Annotated in this window: 11 protein-coding genes, 2 tRNA genes and 3 rRNA genes; 11 read left to right on the top strand and 5 right to left on the bottom strand. The window is 39.9% G+C overall.

Annotation, left to right across the window (positions count from 1 at the left end; all coding sequences use genetic code 11):
- Positions 1 to 25: 25 nt before the first annotated feature.
- The 5 genes from mnmE to rpmH form a co-directional block, all read right to left on the bottom strand.
- Positions 26 to 1402: a tRNA uridine-5-carboxymethylaminomethyl(34) synthesis GTPase MnmE gene (mnmE, locus tag SJY24_RS02860; RefSeq protein ID WP_097810518.1), complete on the bottom strand. Its 1377-nt coding sequence runs from the start codon at positions 1400 to 1402 to the stop codon at positions 26 to 28.
- 227 nt (positions 1403 to 1629) lie between these two features.
- On the bottom strand, positions 1630 to 2247 hold the full coding sequence (gene jag, locus SJY24_RS02855; RefSeq protein WP_377863678.1) for an RNA-binding cell elongation regulator Jag/EloR: 618 nt from the start codon (positions 2245 to 2247) through the stop codon (positions 1630 to 1632).
- Entirely contained in the window at positions 2244 to 3011 is a 768-nt protein-coding gene (spoIIIJ, locus tag SJY24_RS02850) for a YidC family membrane integrase SpoIIIJ (RefSeq protein WP_377863677.1), read from the bottom strand. The genes jag and spoIIIJ overlap by 4 nt, the downstream gene beginning before the upstream one ends.
- Positions 3012 to 3063: 52 nt before the next feature.
- Positions 3064 to 3411: a ribonuclease P protein component gene (gene rnpA, locus SJY24_RS02845; RefSeq protein ID WP_377863676.1), complete on the bottom strand. Its 348-nt coding sequence runs from the start codon at positions 3409 to 3411 to the stop codon at positions 3064 to 3066.
- Positions 3412 to 3487: 76 nt separating this feature from the next.
- Entirely contained in the window at positions 3488 to 3622 is a 135-nt protein-coding gene (rpmH, locus tag SJY24_RS02840; RefSeq protein WP_000831901.1) for a 50S ribosomal protein L34, read from the bottom strand.
- A 564-nt stretch (positions 3623 to 4186) separates the two neighbouring features.
- Here rpmH and dnaA point away from each other — a divergent pair.
- The 11 genes from dnaA (at position 4187) to rrf (ending at position 18109) form a co-directional block, all read left to right on the top strand.
- On the top strand, positions 4187 to 5527 hold the full coding sequence (gene dnaA / locus SJY24_RS02835) for a chromosomal replication initiator protein DnaA (protein ID WP_128853192.1): 1341 nt from the start codon (positions 4187 to 4189) through the stop codon (positions 5525 to 5527).
- Between the two features lie 182 nt (positions 5528 to 5709).
- Positions 5710 to 6855: a DNA polymerase III subunit beta gene (dnaN, locus tag SJY24_RS02830; protein ID WP_001212881.1), complete on the top strand. Its 1146-nt coding sequence runs from the start codon at positions 5710 to 5712 to the stop codon at positions 6853 to 6855.
- Positions 6856 to 6983: 128 nt separating this feature from the next.
- Entirely contained in the window at positions 6984 to 7196 is a 213-nt protein-coding gene (gene yaaA, locus SJY24_RS02825; protein ID WP_000835828.1) for a S4 domain-containing protein YaaA, read from the top strand.
- A gap of 12 nt (positions 7197 to 7208) precedes the next feature.
- Positions 7209 to 8336, top strand: coding sequence for a DNA replication/repair protein RecF (recF, locus tag SJY24_RS02820; protein ID WP_000470960.1), 1128 nt, complete (start codon positions 7209 to 7211; stop codon positions 8334 to 8336).
- Positions 8337 to 8374: 38 nt separating this feature from the next.
- Positions 8375 to 10297 (top strand): DNA topoisomerase (ATP-hydrolyzing) subunit B, encoded by a 1923-nt coding sequence (gene gyrB / locus SJY24_RS02815; protein WP_377863675.1) that lies wholly within the window; start codon positions 8375 to 8377, stop codon positions 10295 to 10297.
- Positions 10298 to 10385: 88 nt separating this feature from the next.
- On the top strand, positions 10386 to 12857 hold the full coding sequence (gene gyrA, locus SJY24_RS02810; RefSeq protein WP_377863674.1) for a DNA gyrase subunit A: 2472 nt from the start codon (positions 10386 to 10388) through the stop codon (positions 12855 to 12857).
- Between the two features lie 242 nt (positions 12858 to 13099).
- A 16S ribosomal RNA gene (locus SJY24_RS02805) occupies positions 13100 to 14651 on the top strand.
- Between the two features lie 130 nt (positions 14652 to 14781).
- Positions 14782 to 14858, top strand: a tRNA-Ile gene (locus SJY24_RS02800).
- A gap of 10 nt (positions 14859 to 14868) precedes the next feature.
- Positions 14869 to 14944, top strand: a tRNA-Ala gene (locus tag SJY24_RS02795).
- 79 nt (positions 14945 to 15023) lie between these two features.
- Positions 15024 to 17945: ribosomal RNA gene (locus tag SJY24_RS02790) — 23S ribosomal RNA — on the top strand.
- A gap of 48 nt (positions 17946 to 17993) precedes the next feature.
- Positions 17994 to 18109, top strand: a 5S ribosomal RNA gene (rrf, locus tag SJY24_RS02785).
- Together the 16S, 23S and 5S rRNA genes with 2 tRNA genes alongside form the textbook arrangement of a ribosomal RNA operon.
- Positions 18110 to 18117 lie beyond the last annotated feature (8 nt).

The following is an 18117-nucleotide window of genomic DNA, read 5'->3' as shown; positions in this document are numbered from 1 at the left end:
CTTTCTAAAACGTTGCTTCGCTTTATTATTTTCCTAAACAAAACTGAGAGAATAACTGGTCAATTAGGCTTTCATGGACGGTATCACCAGTAATTTCACCAAGTATTTCCCACGTTCTTGTTAAATCAATTTGTACCATATCGATTGGAACACCATTTTCTATCGCTTCAATTGCATCTCCAATTGTCGTTCCTGCTTGTGTTAATAATCCAATATGTCTCGTGTTAGAAACATATGTCATATCTGCAGAATCAATTGCTCCTTCAAAGAATAAATCAGCTATCGCCTTTTCAAGCTCATCAATTCCCTGCTCCTCAATTAAAGACGTCGTAATAACACGATTTCCTGCAGCTAGCTCTGTAACACGTTCCATATCAATTTCTTGCGGTAAATCTGTCTTATTGACAATAATAATGAAGTCTTTTCCTTGTACGGCACGGAATAGTTCTTCATCTTCATTCGTTAAAGCTTCACTATAATTGACTACAACTAACACTAAATCGGCTTGGCTCATCATTTCTTTTGAACGCTCTACACCAATTCGTTCAACAACATCTTCCGTTTCACGAATACCAGCTGTATCTATAAGTTTAAGTGGTACACCACGCACATTAACGTACTCTTCAATAACATCTCTCGTTGTTCCTGCAATATCAGTTACGATTGCCTTTTTCTCCTGAACGAGACTATTTAATAGCGATGATTTTCCAACGTTAGGTCTACCAATAATCGCAGTAGCAATACCTTCACGTAAAATCTTTCCTTGCTTCGATGTCTCTAATATTTTTGCAATTTCAGCGCGAACATGTGTAGCTTTCTCAATTAAAATATTATGCGTCATCTCTTCTACATCATCATATTCTGGGTAATCTATATTTACCTCAATATGGGCTAACGTTTCCAATATGTCTTGACGCAGGCGACCAATTAATTTAGATAATCGCCCTTCCATTTGGTTGATTGCCACGTTCATAGCACGATCTGTTTTTGCACGGATTAAATCCATAACAGCTTCCGCTTGTGATAAATCAATACGCCCATTTAAAAAAGCACGTTTCGTAAATTCACCAGGCTCTGCCAAACGTACTCCTTGTGCTAAAATAAGCTGTAATACTTTATTTACCGAAACAAGTCCACCATGACAGTTGATTTCTACTATATTTTCACGCGTAAAAGTCCTAGGTGCACGCATAATCGATACCATAACTTCTTCAATTACTTGATTTGTATCTAAATCGACAATATGACCATAATGAATTGTATGAGAATCAACCTGTGTTAAATCTTTCCCTTTAAAAATACGATCGACTTTCTCAATCGCATCATCCCCACTTACTCGAACAATGGCAATTGCACCTTCCCCAAGAGCTGTGGAAATTGCGGCAATTGTATCAAATTCCATGTCCTTTCACCTCACTTGCTTATTTATCTCTATTTCAACATGATTTTTTTACGTCACTAAATTATTAGGATACCATAACGAACCTATCTGCAAAAGAATAATAACTCATTTTATTATGTCCTCATGTAAAAAACACTAAACTTATTAACAGTGGATAAGTTTAGTGTTTTTTAGTTATCCACATTTATTTTCGCCTCAAAAAAACCGGCACTCAATTGAGTAACCGGTCACTTGGAAGATATTACAACATATCGATGTGGTTCTTTTCCTTCAGAAGTTGTAATGATATTTTGATGATTAGATAATGCTTGATGAATAATCTTTCGTTCAAAAGATGGCATAGGTTCCAACATAACTCTTTTTTTCGTACTTACTGCTTGTTTTGCTAATCGATAAGAAAGCAATTCTAACGTAATTTTTCTTTTACTACGATAATTTTCAGCATCTAGCGTTATGCCAATATATTGCTTCGTATTACGATTTGCTACAAGTTTTGTTAAATACTGTAAAGAATTTAAGGTGTTCCCTCTTTTACCAATCAAAACACCTACATTTTCACCAGAAATTGTAAATTCCACTTCACGGCCTTTTACAACTTTTCTAATCTCAACTTCCACACCCACATTGCGAATAACATTTTTTAAATATTCTTCACACTCTTGGATGGGATCTTTCTTCACTACAACTTCTACTATAGCGGGGCGATTCCCAAATAAACCTAGGAATCCCCTCTTACCCTCATCAATAATCTTTACATCTACTCGATCTTTCGAAACATTTAATTGTCTTAAAGCATCTTGTACTGCCAGCTCGACTGTTTGGCCTTTAGCAGTAATTATACTCACTTGCTTGATCCTCCTGCCTTACTAGCCTTAATTTCAGGCCCTTTGATCAAATACATTTGAGCAATACCAAAGATGTTACCAACTACCCAGTATAGTGATAATGCTGCTGGGAAGTTAATTGCAAAGACTAAAATCATGATTGGCATAAGCCAAATCATCATTGCCATTTGCGGGTTTTGTCCAGCCGTTCCTGCCATTGCAAGCTTTTGCTGAATAAACGTCGTAATAGCTGCAACAATTGGAAGGATATAGAACGGATCCGCCTGTCCTAAATCGAACCATAAAAATGTATGTTCACTAATTGCTGTTGTTCTCATAATCGCATGATAAAACGCGAATAAAATAGGCATCTGAACAAATATTGGTAAACATCCTGCTAATGGGTTTACACCATTCTTTTGATATAACTGCATCATTTCTTGTTGTAGTTTTTGCTGTGTTGCTTGATCTTTAGAACTATATTTCTCTTTTAATTTCACCATTTCTGGTTGTAACGCCTGCATTGCTTTCGTACTCTTCGTTTGTTTAATCATTAATGGTAATAATGCAAAACGAATGATAAGAGTTGTAACCACGATTGCTAAACCGTAATTACTACCAAATAATTCTGCAAAATACGTGATTAACTGAGAAAGCGGGTATACGAAATATTCATTCCAAATCCCAGTGCTTTTCGGTGTAATCGGTTGATTTGTTTCACTACAGCCGGTAGCAATTGCCATTAGCATAATAACCATGGCTAATAAACCTATTTTCTTTTTCAAAGCCTGCTCCTCCTTGTTTCGGTATGTATATAGTGTAATTCATTTCCTTACGCTACTTTTTTATTCTTTTCATACCAGAGCGTTTAAAGACATGAATTAAGCTTTTCTTTAACTCTTCATATGTCATCTCTGCACAAGGCTTCCTTGCTATTATAACAAAATCTTTTCCAGAATCTATCTCATCTTTTAATTCCATAATCGCTTGGCGAATCATACGCTTGATTCGATTACGAACTACTGCATTTCCTATTTTCTTACTAACAGAAAGGCCGATGCGAAAGTATAGCTGCTTTTCTTTATTTAATTGGTATACAACAAACTGACGATTAGCATTCGACTGTCCTTTTTGGAAAACAGCCTGAAATTCATCATTCTTTTTTATACGATTTTTTTTCTTCATATCAATTGACACTCCTGTATTTCATCAGCGGAAATTCATTATTATTAGAAAAAAAGACCACTGAACGATCAGTGGTCTACGCAGATAATACTTTTCTTCCTTTACGACGACGAGCTGCTAGCACTTTACGTCCGTTCGCTGTGCTCATACGGCTGCGGAAACCATGTACTTTGCTGCGCTTACGTTTATTTGGTTGGTAAGTTCTTTTCATTATATGACACCTCCCTGAGGAATATCTGTTAAAGACAGTCTAATAAATTATAGTTAATCAACTAGGAAAATGTCAATGGTTCTTGAAATTTTCATCAAATATTCATTTTGAACCTATTCACAGACTTTTTCACAGCCCCTATATTTCCTTGTGGATAAATATCTTTTCTCTTTTTTTGTATCCACAAACTCTTTTTTTACTTTTACACAGTATATCGTGTTGTGGACAAGTTTATTCCACAAGGTATTGATTTTGTGGATAACTTTCTTAAATTCATTGCTATAGCTACTGTTTTTTGATATTATAGTTGTGTTTTCACTTTGAATAAGTTTTCCACATCTTTATTTTATCCACAATTTGTGTATAACATGTGGACAGTTTGAATCACATGTGGGTAAATAGTTGTCCACATTTGTTTTTTTGTCGAAAACTCTATCTCGGATACAAACAACGTTTTTATATTTTAAAATACGTTTCGTATAAATATGCATTTAAAATATTTACGGGTTGTACAATTGTTGCGCAACCTTATTCTTTTACCATCTTTGTAAAGGAGGGACACCTTTGGAAAATATCTCTGATTTATGGAATAGCGCCTTGAAAGACTTAGAAAAAAAGGTAAGTAAGCCAAGTTATGAAACATGGTTAAAATCAACAACCGCTCATAACTTGAAAAAAGATGTATTAACTATCACAGCTCCAAATGAATTTGCTCGTGACTGGCTAGAATCCCATTATTCAGAACTCATTTCGGAAACACTTTATGATTTAACAGGGGCAAAACTAGCTATTCGTTTTATTATTCCCCAAAGTCAGGCGGAAGAGGATATAGATCTTCCTCCTATTAAAAAAAATCGAGCACAAGATGATTCCACTCATTTACCACAGAGCATGTTAAATCCAAAATATACATTTGATACATTTGTTATTGGCTCTGGTAATCGTTTTGCACATGCTGCTTCTTTAGCTGTAGCTGAAGCTCCAGCTAAAGCTTATAATCCGCTCTTTATTTATGGGGGCGTTGGACTTGGAAAAACACATTTAATGCACGCAATTGGGCATTATGTAATTGAACACAACCCGAATGCAAAAGTTGTATATTTATCATCTGAAAAATTCACAAATGAATTCATTAACTCAATTCGTGATAATAAAGCTGTCGATTTTCGTAATAAATATCGTAATGTAGATGTCTTATTGATAGATGATATTCAATTTCTTGCTGGAAAAGAACAAACACAGGAAGAGTTCTTCCATACATTTAATGCGTTACATGAAGAAAGTAAACAAATTGTGATTTCAAGTGATAGACCACCAAAAGAAATCCCAACTTTAGAAGATCGCCTTCGTTCTCGCTTTGAATGGGGTTTAATTACGGATATTACGCCACCAGATTTAGAAACTAGAATTGCAATTTTACGTAAAAAAGCAAAAGCAGAAGGCCTTGATATACCAAATGAGGTTATGCTTTATATTGCAAATCAAATTGATTCTAACATTCGTGAGTTAGAAGGTGCACTTATTCGAGTTGTAGCTTATTCATCTTTAATTAATAAAGATATTAATGCTGATTTAGCAGCTGAAGCACTTAAAGGTATTATTCCAAACTCTATACCTAGAATTATTTCTATCTCTGATATTCAAAAGGCCGTTGGGGGCGTCTATCAAGTAAAATTAGAAGATTTCAAAGCAAAAAAACGTACAAAATCCGTTGCATTCCCTCGTCAAATTGCAATGTACTTATCACGTGAACTTACGGACTCATCTTTACCAAAAATAGGTGAAGAATTTGGTGGCCGCGATCATACAACAGTAATCCATGCTCACGAAAAAATTTCGAAGCTATTAAAAACGGATACTCAATTACAAAAACATGTCGAAGAAATTAATGATATTTTAAAGTAGTAGTAGCTGAATAGTGTGAATAACTTACCTTGTTTTACGCACAGTCTATCCACATGTAGATAGACTGTTTTTACATCTTTAAACGGGGTTATCCACATATCCACAAGCCCTATTACTATTACTACTACTTTTTTATCTTTATTAAATAAATAAAATCTTATACTTACCGGAGGTTTTTCGTTATGCGTTTTACAATACAAAAAGACTATCTTGTAAGAGGTGTACAAGATGTAATGAAGGCAGTTTCTTCTCGTACAACAATTCCAATTCTTACAGGAATTAAAGTTGTAGCAACTGAAGAAGGGGTTACTTTAACAGGTAGCGATGCAGATATCTCTATCGAATCATTTATCCCAGTCGAAGATGCTGGAAAAGAGGTTGTTGAAATTGAACAATCAGGAAGTATTGTTTTACAAGCAAAATATTTTAGTGAGATCGTAAAAAAATTACCTAAAGAAATTGTTGAAATTTCTGTGGAAAATCATTTTATGACAAAAATAAAATCTGGAAAATCAGAGTTTAATTTAAATGGTTTAGATTCAGCTGAATATCCGTTACTACCTCAGATTGAAGAACATCATGTATTTAAGATTCCAACAGATTTACTTAAACATATGATTAGGCAAACGGTATTTGCAGTTTCAACTTCTGAAACAAGACCGATCTTGACAGGTGTAAACTGGAAAGTATATAACAGCGAGTTAACTTGTATTGCAACAGATAGTCACAGACTAGCACTTCGTAAAGCGAAAATTGAAGGGTATAATATTGCTGATGAATTTCAAGCCAATGTCGTTATTCCTGGTAAGAGCTTAAATGAATTAAGTAAAATCCTAGATGAATCTGAAGAAATGGTAGATATCGTTATTACGGAGTATCAAGTATTATTCCGTACAAAACATTTATTATTCTTCTCGAGATTGTTAGAAGGTAACTATCCAGATACAACACGTTTAATTCCAGCCGAGAGTAAGACAGATATTTTTGTGAATACAAAAGAATTTTTACAAGCAATTGATCGTGCTTCGCTATTAGCAAGAGATGGTCGTAACAATGTTGTTAAATTATCGACATTAGAACAACAAATGCTTGAGATTTCTTCAAATTCACCAGAAATCGGAAAAGTAGTAGAAGAAGTTCAATGTGAAAACGTAGATGGAGAAGAATTAAAAATATCTTTTAGTGCAAAATATATGATGGACGCATTAAAAGCTTTAGATAGTACAGAAATTAAAATTAGCTTTACTGGGGCGATGAGGCCGTTTTTGATTCGTACAGTAAATGATGATTCCATCATCCAATTAATTTTACCGGTACGTACTTACTAAGTAAGGGTTGAGGGTTGCTAGTTTAAAGGTACTAGTGACCCTTATTTGATTTTAGGGTATTGCTTTCCTAATGCTAGTTTATTTAGTACAATGAAAGAATGAACACTTTCAGAAAGTGAGAGATTTTTATGAAAAGTATTAAAATTTCAACAGAATACATTACACTAGGACAATTTTTAAAGCTAGCCGATGTAATTGATACGGGCGGGGCTGTGAAATGGTTCTTACAAGAATATGAAGTGTACGTGAATCAAGAGCTTGAGAATAGAAGAGGTCGCAAGTTATATGCGAATGATATTATTGAAATTCCGGGAAGTGGAACTTTCCAAGTTCAGGCATAAAGGGGGATCCCTTTGTTTATTACAGAAATACAATTAAAAAACTATCGTAATTATGAAAAGTTAGAGCTTTCCTTTGAGGACAAGGTCAATGTAATTATTGGTGAAAATGCACAAGGGAAAACAAATTTGATGGAGGCCATTTACGTATTAGCGATGGCGAAATCTCATAGAACCTCTAATGATCGTGAACTTATTCGATGGGATGAGGATTACGGTCAAATCAAAGGTAGATTACAAAAAAGAAATAGTTCTTTGTCTTTAGAATTAAATATTTCCAAAAAAGGTAAAAAGGCAAAGCTAAATCAACTTGAACAACAAAAGTTAAGCCAATACATTGGTGAAATGAACGTTGTGATGTTTGCCCCAGAAGATTTAAATCTTGTAAAAGGAAGCCCTCAAGTAAGAAGACGCTTTTTAGATATGGAACTAGGACAAATAGCGCCCGTTTATTTGTATGAACTAAGCCAATATCAAAAAGTGCTCACGCAACGAAATCACTTGCTTAAAAAGATGCAAGGGAATAGTAAAAATGAGGAAACGATGTTGGATGTATTTACACTTCAACTCATTGAGCATGGTGCAAAAATATTGCGAAAACGTTTTGAGTTTTTGCATTTACTACAAGAATGGGCTGCGCCGATACATCGCGGGATCAGCAGGGGATTAGAGGAATTAGAAATCGTCTATAAACCAAGCCTAGATGTATCAGAATCAATGGATTTGTCGAAAATAAAAGAAGTATACTATGAAAGTTTTCAATCTGTGAAACAACGTGAAATTTTCCGTGGTACAACTTTAATTGGTCCTCATCGTGACGATTTACAATTCTTCGTTAATAGTAAAAATGTTCAAGTCTTTGGTTCGCAAGGACAACAACGAACGACCGCACTGTCCCTAAAATTAGCTGAAATTGAATTGATTTACTCAGAAGTTAAGGAATATCCTATTCTTTTATTGGATGATGTATTATCAGAATTAGATGATTATCGTCAATCACATCTGTTAAATACAATTCAAGGAAAAGTGCAAACATTTGTGACAACGACGAGTGTCGACGGAATTGAACACGAAACATTAAAAGAAGCGAAAACAATTCATGTAATGAACGGCACGGTAGATTGTGAAATGGACAGGGCATAATCCCTGTTTAAATGGAAAAGTAGGTGATCTTTGTGTCAATGGAACAAAAGCAGATGCAAGAAAATGCATATGATGAAAGTCAGATACAGGTACTTGAAGGACTAGAGGCAGTTCGGAAACGTCCGGGTATGTACATTGGTACTACAAGTGGAAAAGGACTTCACCACCTTGTATGGGAGATTGTCGATAATAGTATCGATGAAGCCTTAGCGGGGTATTGCGATGAAATCAACGTTAGTATTGAAGAAGATAATAGTATTCTTGTAACGGATAATGGACGTGGTATTCCAGTTGGTATACAAGAAAAAATGGGACGTCCTGCAGTAGAAGTTATCATGACTGTCCTTCACGCTGGAGGTAAATTCGGCGGTGGCGGTTATAAGGTTTCTGGTGGTTTGCATGGTGTTGGTGCATCTGTTGTAAATGCCTTATCAACAGAACTAGAAGTATTTGTACATCGTGATGGGAAAATCCATTACCAAAAGTATGAAAGAGGTATTCCAGTTGCGGATTTAAAAGTCATCGGTGATACAGATAAAACTGGAACAATAACTCGCTTTAAGCCGGACCCAGAGATTTTTAAAGAGACGACAGAATATGAATTTGATACGTTAGCGACTCGTATGCGTGAGTTGGCGTTTTTAAATCGTAATATTAAATTAACAATTGAAGATAAGCGTGAACATAAGCAAAAGAAAGAGTTTCACTATGAAGGTGGAATTAAATCATATGTTGAACATTTAAATCGTTCAAAACAACCAATTCATGAGGAACCTGTATATGTAGAAGGTTCAAAAGATGGTATTCAGGTTGAAGTTGCGCTTCAATATAACGAAGGATATACAAATCATATTTACTCATTTACAAATAATATTCATACGTATGAAGGTGGTACACATGAGGTAGGATTTAAAACTGCCCTAACACGTGTGATCAACGATTATGGTCGTAAAAATAATATTTTAAAAGATGCGGATAGTAATTTAACTGGTGAAGATGTTCGTGAAGGTTTAACAGCAATTGTGTCAATTAAACATCCGAATCCACAATTCGAAGGACAAACGAAGACGAAACTTGGAAATAGTGAAGCAAGAACAATTACAGAGTCAGTATTCTCAGAGGCATTTGAAAAGTTCTTACTGGAAAATCCCAATGTTGCACGTAAAATTGTAGATAAAGGGACGATGGCAGCGCGTGCACGTGTAGCAGCTAAAAAGGCTCGTGAGTTAACTCGCCGAAAGAGTGCTTTAGAAGTTTCAAGTTTACCAGGGAAATTGGCAGACTGTTCTTCTAAAGATCCAGCAATTAGTGAAATTTATATCGTAGAGGGTGACTCTGCGGGTGGATCTGCAAAACAAGGGCGCGATCGTCATTTCCAAGCAATTTTACCGCTGAAGGGTAAAATTATTAATGTTGAAAAGGCACGCTTAGATAAGATTTTATCAAATGATGAAGTTCGTACAATTATTACGGCGATCGGTACAAATATCGGCGGGGACTTCTCTATTGAAAAAGCACGCTATCATAAAGTTATTATTATGACCGATGCCGATGTTGATGGTGCACATATTCGTACCCTATTATTAACGTTCTTCTATCGTTATATGCGTCAAATAATTGAGTGTGGATATATATATATCGCACAGCCACCTTTGTTTAAAGTACAACAAGGTAAGAAAATTCAATATGCTTATAACGATAAGGAACTTGAAAAAATCTTAGCGGAATTACCAGCCCAACCTAAGCCAGGGATTCAGCGTTATAAAGGTCTAGGGGAAATGAATCCAACTCAGTTATGGGAGACGACAATGGACCCGGAAGTACGTTCATTACTTCAAGTTTCTCTTCAAGATGCAATTGAAGCAGATGAAACATTTGAAATTTTAATGGGAGATAAAGTAGAGCCACGTCGTAACTTTATCCAAGAAAATGCAAAATACGTGAAAAACCTTGATATTTAAATGAGTAATGACAGGAATCTAAGTATTCCTGTCTTCTACATATAAATCAATGTATGTGTAACGGAAATGTAAGAGGAGGTGCTCGTTGATGTCAGACAATCAACAACAAGCACGAATTCGAGAAATTAATATTAGTCATGAAATGCGTACCTCATTTTTAGATTACGCAATGAGTGTTATCGTATCTCGTGCATTACCAGATGTTCGTGATGGATTAAAACCTGTGCATCGTAGGGTTTTATATGCGATGAATGATTTAGGAATTACAGCTGATAAAGCGTATAAGAAATCAGCACGTATTGTCGGTGAAGTAATTGGTAAGTATCACCCTCATGGTGATTCAGCTGTTTACGAGACGATGGTACGTATGGCGCAAGATTTTAGTCAACGTTATATGCTTGTTGATGGGCATGGTAACTTTGGTTCTGTTGATGGTGATTCGGCAGCAGCGATGCGTTATACAGAAGCAAGAATGTCTAAGATTTCTATGGAATTAATACGTGATATTTCAAAAAATACGATTGATTATCAAGATAACTATGATGGTTCTGAAAGAGAGCCAATTGTATTGCCAGCGCGTTTCCCTAATTTATTAGTGAATGGTACGACGGGTATTGCAGTTGGTATGGCAACAAACATTCCGCCGCATCAACTTGGTGAAGTAATTGATGGCGTATTGGCACTAAGCCATAATCCTGAAATTACTATTGCGGAATTAATGGAGTTTATTCCGGGACCAGATTTTCCAACAGCAGGTTTAATTTTGGGCCGAAGCGGGATTCGAAGAGCGTATGAAACAGGTAGAGGCTCTATTATGCTTCGAGCTAAAGTTGAAATTGAAGAGAAGTCAAATGGTAAACAATCTATTCTCGTAACTGAACTACCTTATCAAGTTAATAAGGCGAGATTAATTGAAAAAATTGCAGAATTAGTTCGTGATAAGAAAATTGAAGGTATTACGGATTTGCGTGATGAGTCAGATCGAAACGGTATGCGTATTGTTATGGAAGTACGTCGTGATGCCAATGCCAATGTACTATTAAATAATCTATATAAACATACAGCACTTCAAACAAGTTTCGGTATTAATATGTTGTCTCTTGTAAATGGAGAGCCACAAGTATTGAATTTAAAACAAAATTTATATCATTACTTGGAGCATCAGAAGGTAGTAATTCGTCGACGTACTGCTTATGAATTAGAAAAAGCAGAGGCGCGTGCTCATATTTTAGAAGGATTACGAATTGCTCTAGATCATCTTGATGAAGTTATTACGTTAATCCGTGGTTCGAAAACAGCAGATATTGCAAAGCAAGGCTTAATGGAACGTTTCGGTTTAAGTGAGAAACAAGCACAAGCAATTTTAGATATGCGTCTGCAACGTTTAACAGGATTAGAGCGTGAAAAAATTGAGCAAGAATATCAAGAGTTAATGAAGTTAATCGCTGAATTACAAGCGATCTTAGCAGATGAAGAGAAAGTTCTTGAGATTATTCGTGAAGAATTAACGGAAGTAAAAGAGCGCTTCAATGATAAGAGACGAACGGAAATTACAATTGGCGGTATGGAATTTATTGAAGATGAAGATTTGATTCCAGAGCAAAACATTGCAATTACGTTAACTCATAACGGTTATATTAAGAGGTTACCAGCTTCTACGTACAAAACGCAGAACCGTGGTGGGCGTGGTGTACAAGGAATGGGAACGAATGATGATGATTTCGTAGAGCATCTATTGACTACTTCTACACATGATCATATTTTATTCTTCACTAATAAGGGTAAAGTATACCGTACGAAAGGATATGAAATCCCAGAGTATAGCCGTACAGCAAAAGGTATACCGATTATTAACCTATTAGGTGTAGATAAAGGGGAGTGGATTAACGCCATTATTCCAATTCGTGAATTTGGTGATGATCAGTTCTTATTCTTTACAACAAAACAAGGTATCTCTAAAAGAACACCACTTTCATCATTTGCAAATATACGTACGAATGGCTTAATTGCGATTTCTCTTCGTGAAGAGGATGAATTAATCTCTGTACGCTTAACATCTGGTGATAAGGATATTATCGTTGGAACAAGCAACGGTATGTTAATTCGTTTCAATGAGCAAGATGTGCGTTCCATGGGACGTAATGCGGCTGGTGTAAAAGCAATTACATTAGGTGATGAAGATCAAGTTGTAGGCATGGAAATTGTCGAAGAGGATGTAAATGTTCTAATTGTAACGAAAAATGGTTACGGAAAGCGTACACCGATTGATGAATACCGTCTGCAAAGTCGTGGTGGTAAAGGTCTGAAGACTTGTAACATTACAGATAAGAACGGTAAATTAGTAGCAGTTAAGTCTGTAACAGGTGAAGAAGACATCATGCTAATTACAGCGGCAGGCATTATTATTCGTATGCCAGTTGATCAAATCTCTCAAATGGGACGTAATACACAAGGTGTCCGTCTAATTCGTTTAGAGGATGAACAAGAGGTAGCGACAGTAGCAAAAGCACAAAAAGATGAAGAAGAGGAATCTAATGAAGAGGTTTCTTATGAAGAATAAGAGGGGGATTTTTCCCCCTCTTATTTTTTTATAATAATACTTGCATAGTGATAGAGAAGTCTATATAATAGGCAGAGTCAGCAAATGAGAGATACAAATTATCTTAAAAAACTTGTTGACGAAAATAATATACTATGATATATTATGAAAGTCGCTGAAACGCGATGTTGAACTTTGAAAACTAAACGAAACAAACAACGTGAAACGTCAATTTTTATTTTTAGATGCTAGACAAACTAACTTTATTGGAGAGTTTGATCCTGGCTCAGGATGAACGCTGGCGGCGTGCCTAATACATGCAAGTCGAGCGAATGGATTGAGAGCTTGCTCTCAAGAAGTTAGCGGCGGACGGGTGAGTAACACGTGGGTAACCTGCCCATAAGACTGGGATAACTCCGGGAAACCGGGGCTAATACCGGATAATATTTTGAACTGCATGGTTCGAAATTGAAAGGCGGCTTCGGCTGTCACTTATGGATGGACCCGCGTCGCATTAGCTAGTTGGTGAGGTAACGGCTCACCAAGGCAACGATGCGTAGCCGACCTGAGAGGGTGATCGGCCACACTGGGACTGAGACACGGCCCAGACTCCTACGGGAGGCAGCAGTAGGGAATCTTCCGCAATGGACGAAAGTCTGACGGAGCAACGCCGCGTGAGTGATGAAGGCTTTCGGGTCGTAAAACTCTGTTGTTAGGGAAGAACAAGTGCCAGTTGAATAAGCTGGCACCTTGACGGTACCTAACCAGAAAGCCACGGCTAACTACGTGCCAGCAGCCGCGGTAATACGTAGGTGGCAAGCGTTATCCGGAATTATTGGGCGTAAAGCGCGCGCAGGTGGTTTCTTAAGTCTGATGTGAAAGCCCACGGCTCAACCGTGGAGGGTCATTGGAAACTGGGAGACTTGAGTGCAGAAGAGGAAAGTGGAATTCCATGTGTAGCGGTGAAATGCGTAGAGATATGGAGGAACACCAGTGGCGAAGGCGACTTTCTGGTCTGTAACTGACACTGAGGCGCGAAAGCGTGGGGAGCAAACAGGATTAGATACCCTGGTAGTCCACGCCGTAAACGATGAGTGCTAAGTGTTAGAGGGTTTCCGCCCTTTAGTGCTGAAGTTAACGCATTAAGCACTCCGCCTGGGGAGTACGGCCGCAAGGCTGAAACTCAAAGGAATTGACGGGGGCCCGCACAAGCGGTGGAGCATGTGGTTTAATTCGAAGCAACGCGAAGAACCTTACCAGGTCTTGACATCCTCTGAAAACCCTAGAGATAGGGCTTCTCCTTCGGGAGCAGAGTGACAGGTGGTGCATGGTTGTCGTCAGCTCGTGTCGTGAGATGTTGGGTTAAGTCCCGCAACGAGCGCAACCCTTGATCTTAGTTGCCATCATTAAGTTGGGCACTCTAAGGTGACTGCCGGTGACAAACCGGAGGAAGGTGGGGATGACGTCAAATCATCATGCCCCTTATGACCTGGGCTACACACGTGCTACAATGGACGGTACAAAGAGCTGCAAGACCGCGAGGTGGAGCTAATCTCATAAAACCGTTCTCAGTTCGGATTGTAGGCTGCAACTCGCCTACATGAAGCTGGAATCGCTAGTAATCGCGGATCAGCATGCCGCGGTGAATACGTTCCCGGGCCTTGTACACACCGCCCGTCACACCACGAGAGTTTGTAACACCCGAAGTCGGTGGGGTAACCTTTATGGAGCCAGCCGCCTAAGGTGGGACAGATGATTGGGGTGAAGTCGTAACAAGGTAGCCGTATCGGAAGGTGCGGCTGGATCACCTCCTTTCTATGGAGAATTGATGAACACTGTTCATCAATATAAGTTTCCGTGTTTCGTTTTCGTTTAGTTTTGAGAGTTCAATTAAGTATTGACTCTTAAATGAGGATATGATATAAATAAATCCTGCAATTTGTATGGGCCTATAGCTCAGCTGGTTAGAGCGCACGCCTGATAAGCGTGAGGTCGATGGTTCGAGTCCATTTAGGCCCACCATACAACTTTTGGGGCCTTAGCTCAGCTGGGAGAGCGCCTGCCTTGCACGCAGGAGGTCAGCGGTTCGATCCCGCTAGGCTCCACCAAAAAGCTATTTTATATAGCAAATGGTATGTTCTTTGAAAACTAGATAACAGTGTAGCTCATATTTTTTAATTTTAGTTTGGTTAAGTTAGAAAGGGCGCACGGTGGATGCCTTGACACTAGGAGTCGATGAAGGACGGGACTAACGCCGATATGCTTCGGGGAGCTGTAAGTAAGCTTTGATCCGAAGATTTCCGAATGGGGAAACCCACTATACGTAATGGTATGGTATCCTTACCTGAATACATAGGGTATGGAAGACAGACCCAGGGAACTGAAACATCTAAGTACCTGGAGGAAGAGAAAGCAAATGCGATTTCCTGAGTAGCGGCGAGCGAAACGGAATCTAGCCCAAACCAAGAGGCTTGCCTCTTGGGGTTGTAGGACATTCTATACGGAGTTACAAAGGAACGAGGTAGACGAAGCGACCTGGAAAGGTCCGTCGTAGAGGGTAACAACCCCGTAGTCGAAACTTCGTTCTCTCTTGAATGTATCCTGAGTACGGCGGAACACGTGAAATTCCGTCGGAATCTGGGAGGACCATCTCCCAAGGCTAAATACTCCCTAGTGATCGATAGTGAACCAGTACCGTGAGGGAAAGGTGAAAAGCACCCCGGAAGGGGAGTGAAAGAGATCCTGAAACCGTGTGCCTACAAATAGTCAGAGCCCGTTAATGGGTGATGGCGTGCCTTTTGTAGAATGAACCGGCGAGTTACGATCCCGTGCGAGGTTAAGTTGAAGAGACGGAGCCGCAGCGAAAGCGAGTCTGAATAGGGCGTTTAGTACGTGGTCGTAGACCCGAAACCAGGTGATCTACCCATGTCCAGGGTGAAGTTCAGGTAACACTGAATGGAGGCCCGAACCCACGCACGTTGAAAAGTGCGGGGATGAGGTGTGGGTAGCGGAGAAATTCCAATCGAACCTGGAGATAGCTGGTTCTCCCCGAAATAGCTTTAGGGCTAGCCTTAAGTGTAAGAGTCTTGGAGGTAGAGCACTGATTGAACTAGGGGTCCTCATCGGATTACCGAATTCAGTCAAACTCCGAATGCCAATGACTTATCCTTAGGAGTCAGACTGCGAGTGATAAGATCCGTAGTCAAGAGGGAAACAGCCCAGATCGCCAGCTAAGGTCCCAAAGTGTGTATTAAGTGGAAAAGGATGTGGAGTTGCTTAGACAACTAGGATGTTGGCTTAGAAGCAGCCACCATTTAAAGAGTGCGTAATAGCTCACTAGTCGAGTGACTCTGCGCCGAAAATGTACCGGGGCTAAATACACCACCGAAGCTGCGAATTGATACCAATGGTATCAGTGGTAGGGGAGCGTTCTAAGTGCAGTGAAGTCAGACCGGAAGGACTGGTGGAGCGCTTAGAAGTGAGAATGCCGGTATGAGTAGCGAAAGACGGGTGAGAATCCCGTCCACCGAATGCCTAAGGTTTCCTGAGGAAGGCTCGTCCGCTCAGGGTTAGTCAGGACCTAAGCCGAGGCCGACAGGCGTAGGCGATGGACAACAGGTTGATATTCCTGTACCACCTCTTTATCGTTTGAGCAATGGAGGGACGCAGAAGGATAGAAGAAGCGTGCGATTGGTTGTGCACGTCCAAGCAGTTAGGCTGATAAGTAGGCAAATCCGCTTATCGTGAAGGCTGAGCTGTGATGGGGAAGCTCCTTATGGAGCGAAGTCTTTGATTCCCCGCTGCCAAGAAAAGCTTCTAGCGAGATAAAAGGTGCCTGTACCGCAAACCGACACAGGTAGGCGAGGAGAGAATCCTAAGGTGTGCGAGAGAACTCTGGTTAAGGAACTCGGCAAAATGACCCCGTAACTTCGGGAGAAGGGGTGCTTTCTTAACGGAAAGCCGCAGTGAATAGGCCCAAGCGACTGTTTAGCAAAAACACAGGTCTCTGCGAAGCCGTAAGGCGAAGTATAGGGGCTGACACCTGCCCGGTGCTGGAAGGTTAAGGAGAGGGGTTAGCGTAAGCGAAGCTCTGAACTGAAGCCCCAGTAAACGGCGGCCGTAACTATAACGGTCCTAAGGTAGCGAAATTCCTTGTCGGGTAAGTTCCGACCCGCACGAAAGGTGTAACGATTTGGGCACTGTCTCAACCAGAGACTCGGTGAAATTATAGTACCTGTGAAGATGCAGGTTACCCGCGACAGGACGGAAAGACCCCGTGGAGCTTTACTGTAGCCTGATATTGAATTTTGGTACAGTTTGTACAGGATAGGCGGGAGCCATTGAAACCGGAGCGCTAGCTTCGGTGGAGGCGCTGGTGGGATACCGCCCTGACTGTATTGAAATTCTAACCTACGGGTCTTATCGACCCGGGAGACAGTGTCAGGTGGGCAGTTTGACTGGGGCGGTCGCCTCCTAAAGTGTAACGGAGGCGCCCAAAGGTTCCCTCAGAATGGTTGGAAATCATTCGTAGAGTGCAAAGGCATAAGGGAGCTTGACTGCGAGACCTACAAGTCGAGCAGGGACGAAAGTCGGGCTTAGTGATCCGGTGGTTCCGCATGGAAGGGCCATCGCTCAACGGATAAAAGCTACCCCGGGGATAACAGGCTTATCTCCCCCAAGAGTCCACATCGACGGGGAGGTTTGGCACCTCGATGTCGGCTCATCGCATCCTGGGGCTGTAGTCGGTCCCAAGGGTTGGGCTGTTCGCCCATTAAAGCGGTACGCGAGCTGGGTTCAGAACGTCGTGAGACAGTTCGGTCCCTATCCGTCGTGGGCGTAGGAAATTTGAGAGGAGCTGTCCTTAGTACGAGAGGACCGGGATGGACGCACCGCTGGTGTACCAGTTGTTCTGCCAAGGGCATAGCTGGGTAGCTATGTGCGGAAGGGATAAGTGCTGAAAGCATCTAAGCATGAAGCCCCCCTCAAGATGAGATTTCCCATAGCGTAAGCTAGTAAGATCCCTGAAAGATGATCAGGTTGATAGGTTCGAGGTGGAAGCATGGTGACATGTGGAGCTGACGAATACTAATAGATCGAGGACTTAACCATATAATATGTAGCAATGTTATCTAGTTTTGAAGGAATATGCCTTCATAGTTTGGTGATGATGGCAGAGAGGTCACACCCGTTCCCATACCGAACACGGAAGTTAAGCTCTCTAGCGCCGATGGTAGTTGGGACCTTGTCCCTGTGAGAGTAGGACGTCGCCAAGCAACTAAAA

Origin of the sequence: Bacillus sp. R86525 (assembly GCF_042466195.1) — a bacterium.
Lineage (GTDB): Bacteria > Bacillota > Bacilli > Bacillales > Bacillaceae_G > Bacillus_A > Bacillus_A nitratireducens.
The sequence above is the reverse complement of the archived record's forward strand: the minus strand, read 5'-3'. Positions and strand labels throughout refer to the sequence as shown.

Coding starts and splice junctions, on each gene's coding strand:
- rpmH (WP_000831901.1), bottom strand. CDS start 3,622: ATGAAAAGAACTTACCAACCAAATAAACGTAAGCGCAGCAAAGTACAT.
- dnaN (WP_001212881.1), top strand. CDS start 5,710: ATGCGTTTTACAATACAAAAAGACTATCTTGTAAGAGGTGTACAAGAT.
- yaaA (WP_000835828.1), top strand. CDS start 6,984: ATGAAAAGTATTAAAATTTCAACAGAATACATTACACTAGGACAATTT.
- mnmE (WP_097810518.1), bottom strand. CDS start 1,402: ATGGAATTTGATACAATTGCCGCAATTTCCACAGCTCTTGGGGAAGGT.
- gyrB (WP_377863675.1), top strand. CDS start 8,375: ATGGAACAAAAGCAGATGCAAGAAAATGCATATGATGAAAGTCAGATA.
- gyrA (WP_377863674.1), top strand. CDS start 10,386: ATGTCAGACAATCAACAACAAGCACGAATTCGAGAAATTAATATTAGT.
- rnpA (WP_377863676.1), bottom strand. CDS start 3,411: ATGAAGAAAAAAAATCGTATAAAAAAGAATGATGAATTTCAGGCTGTT.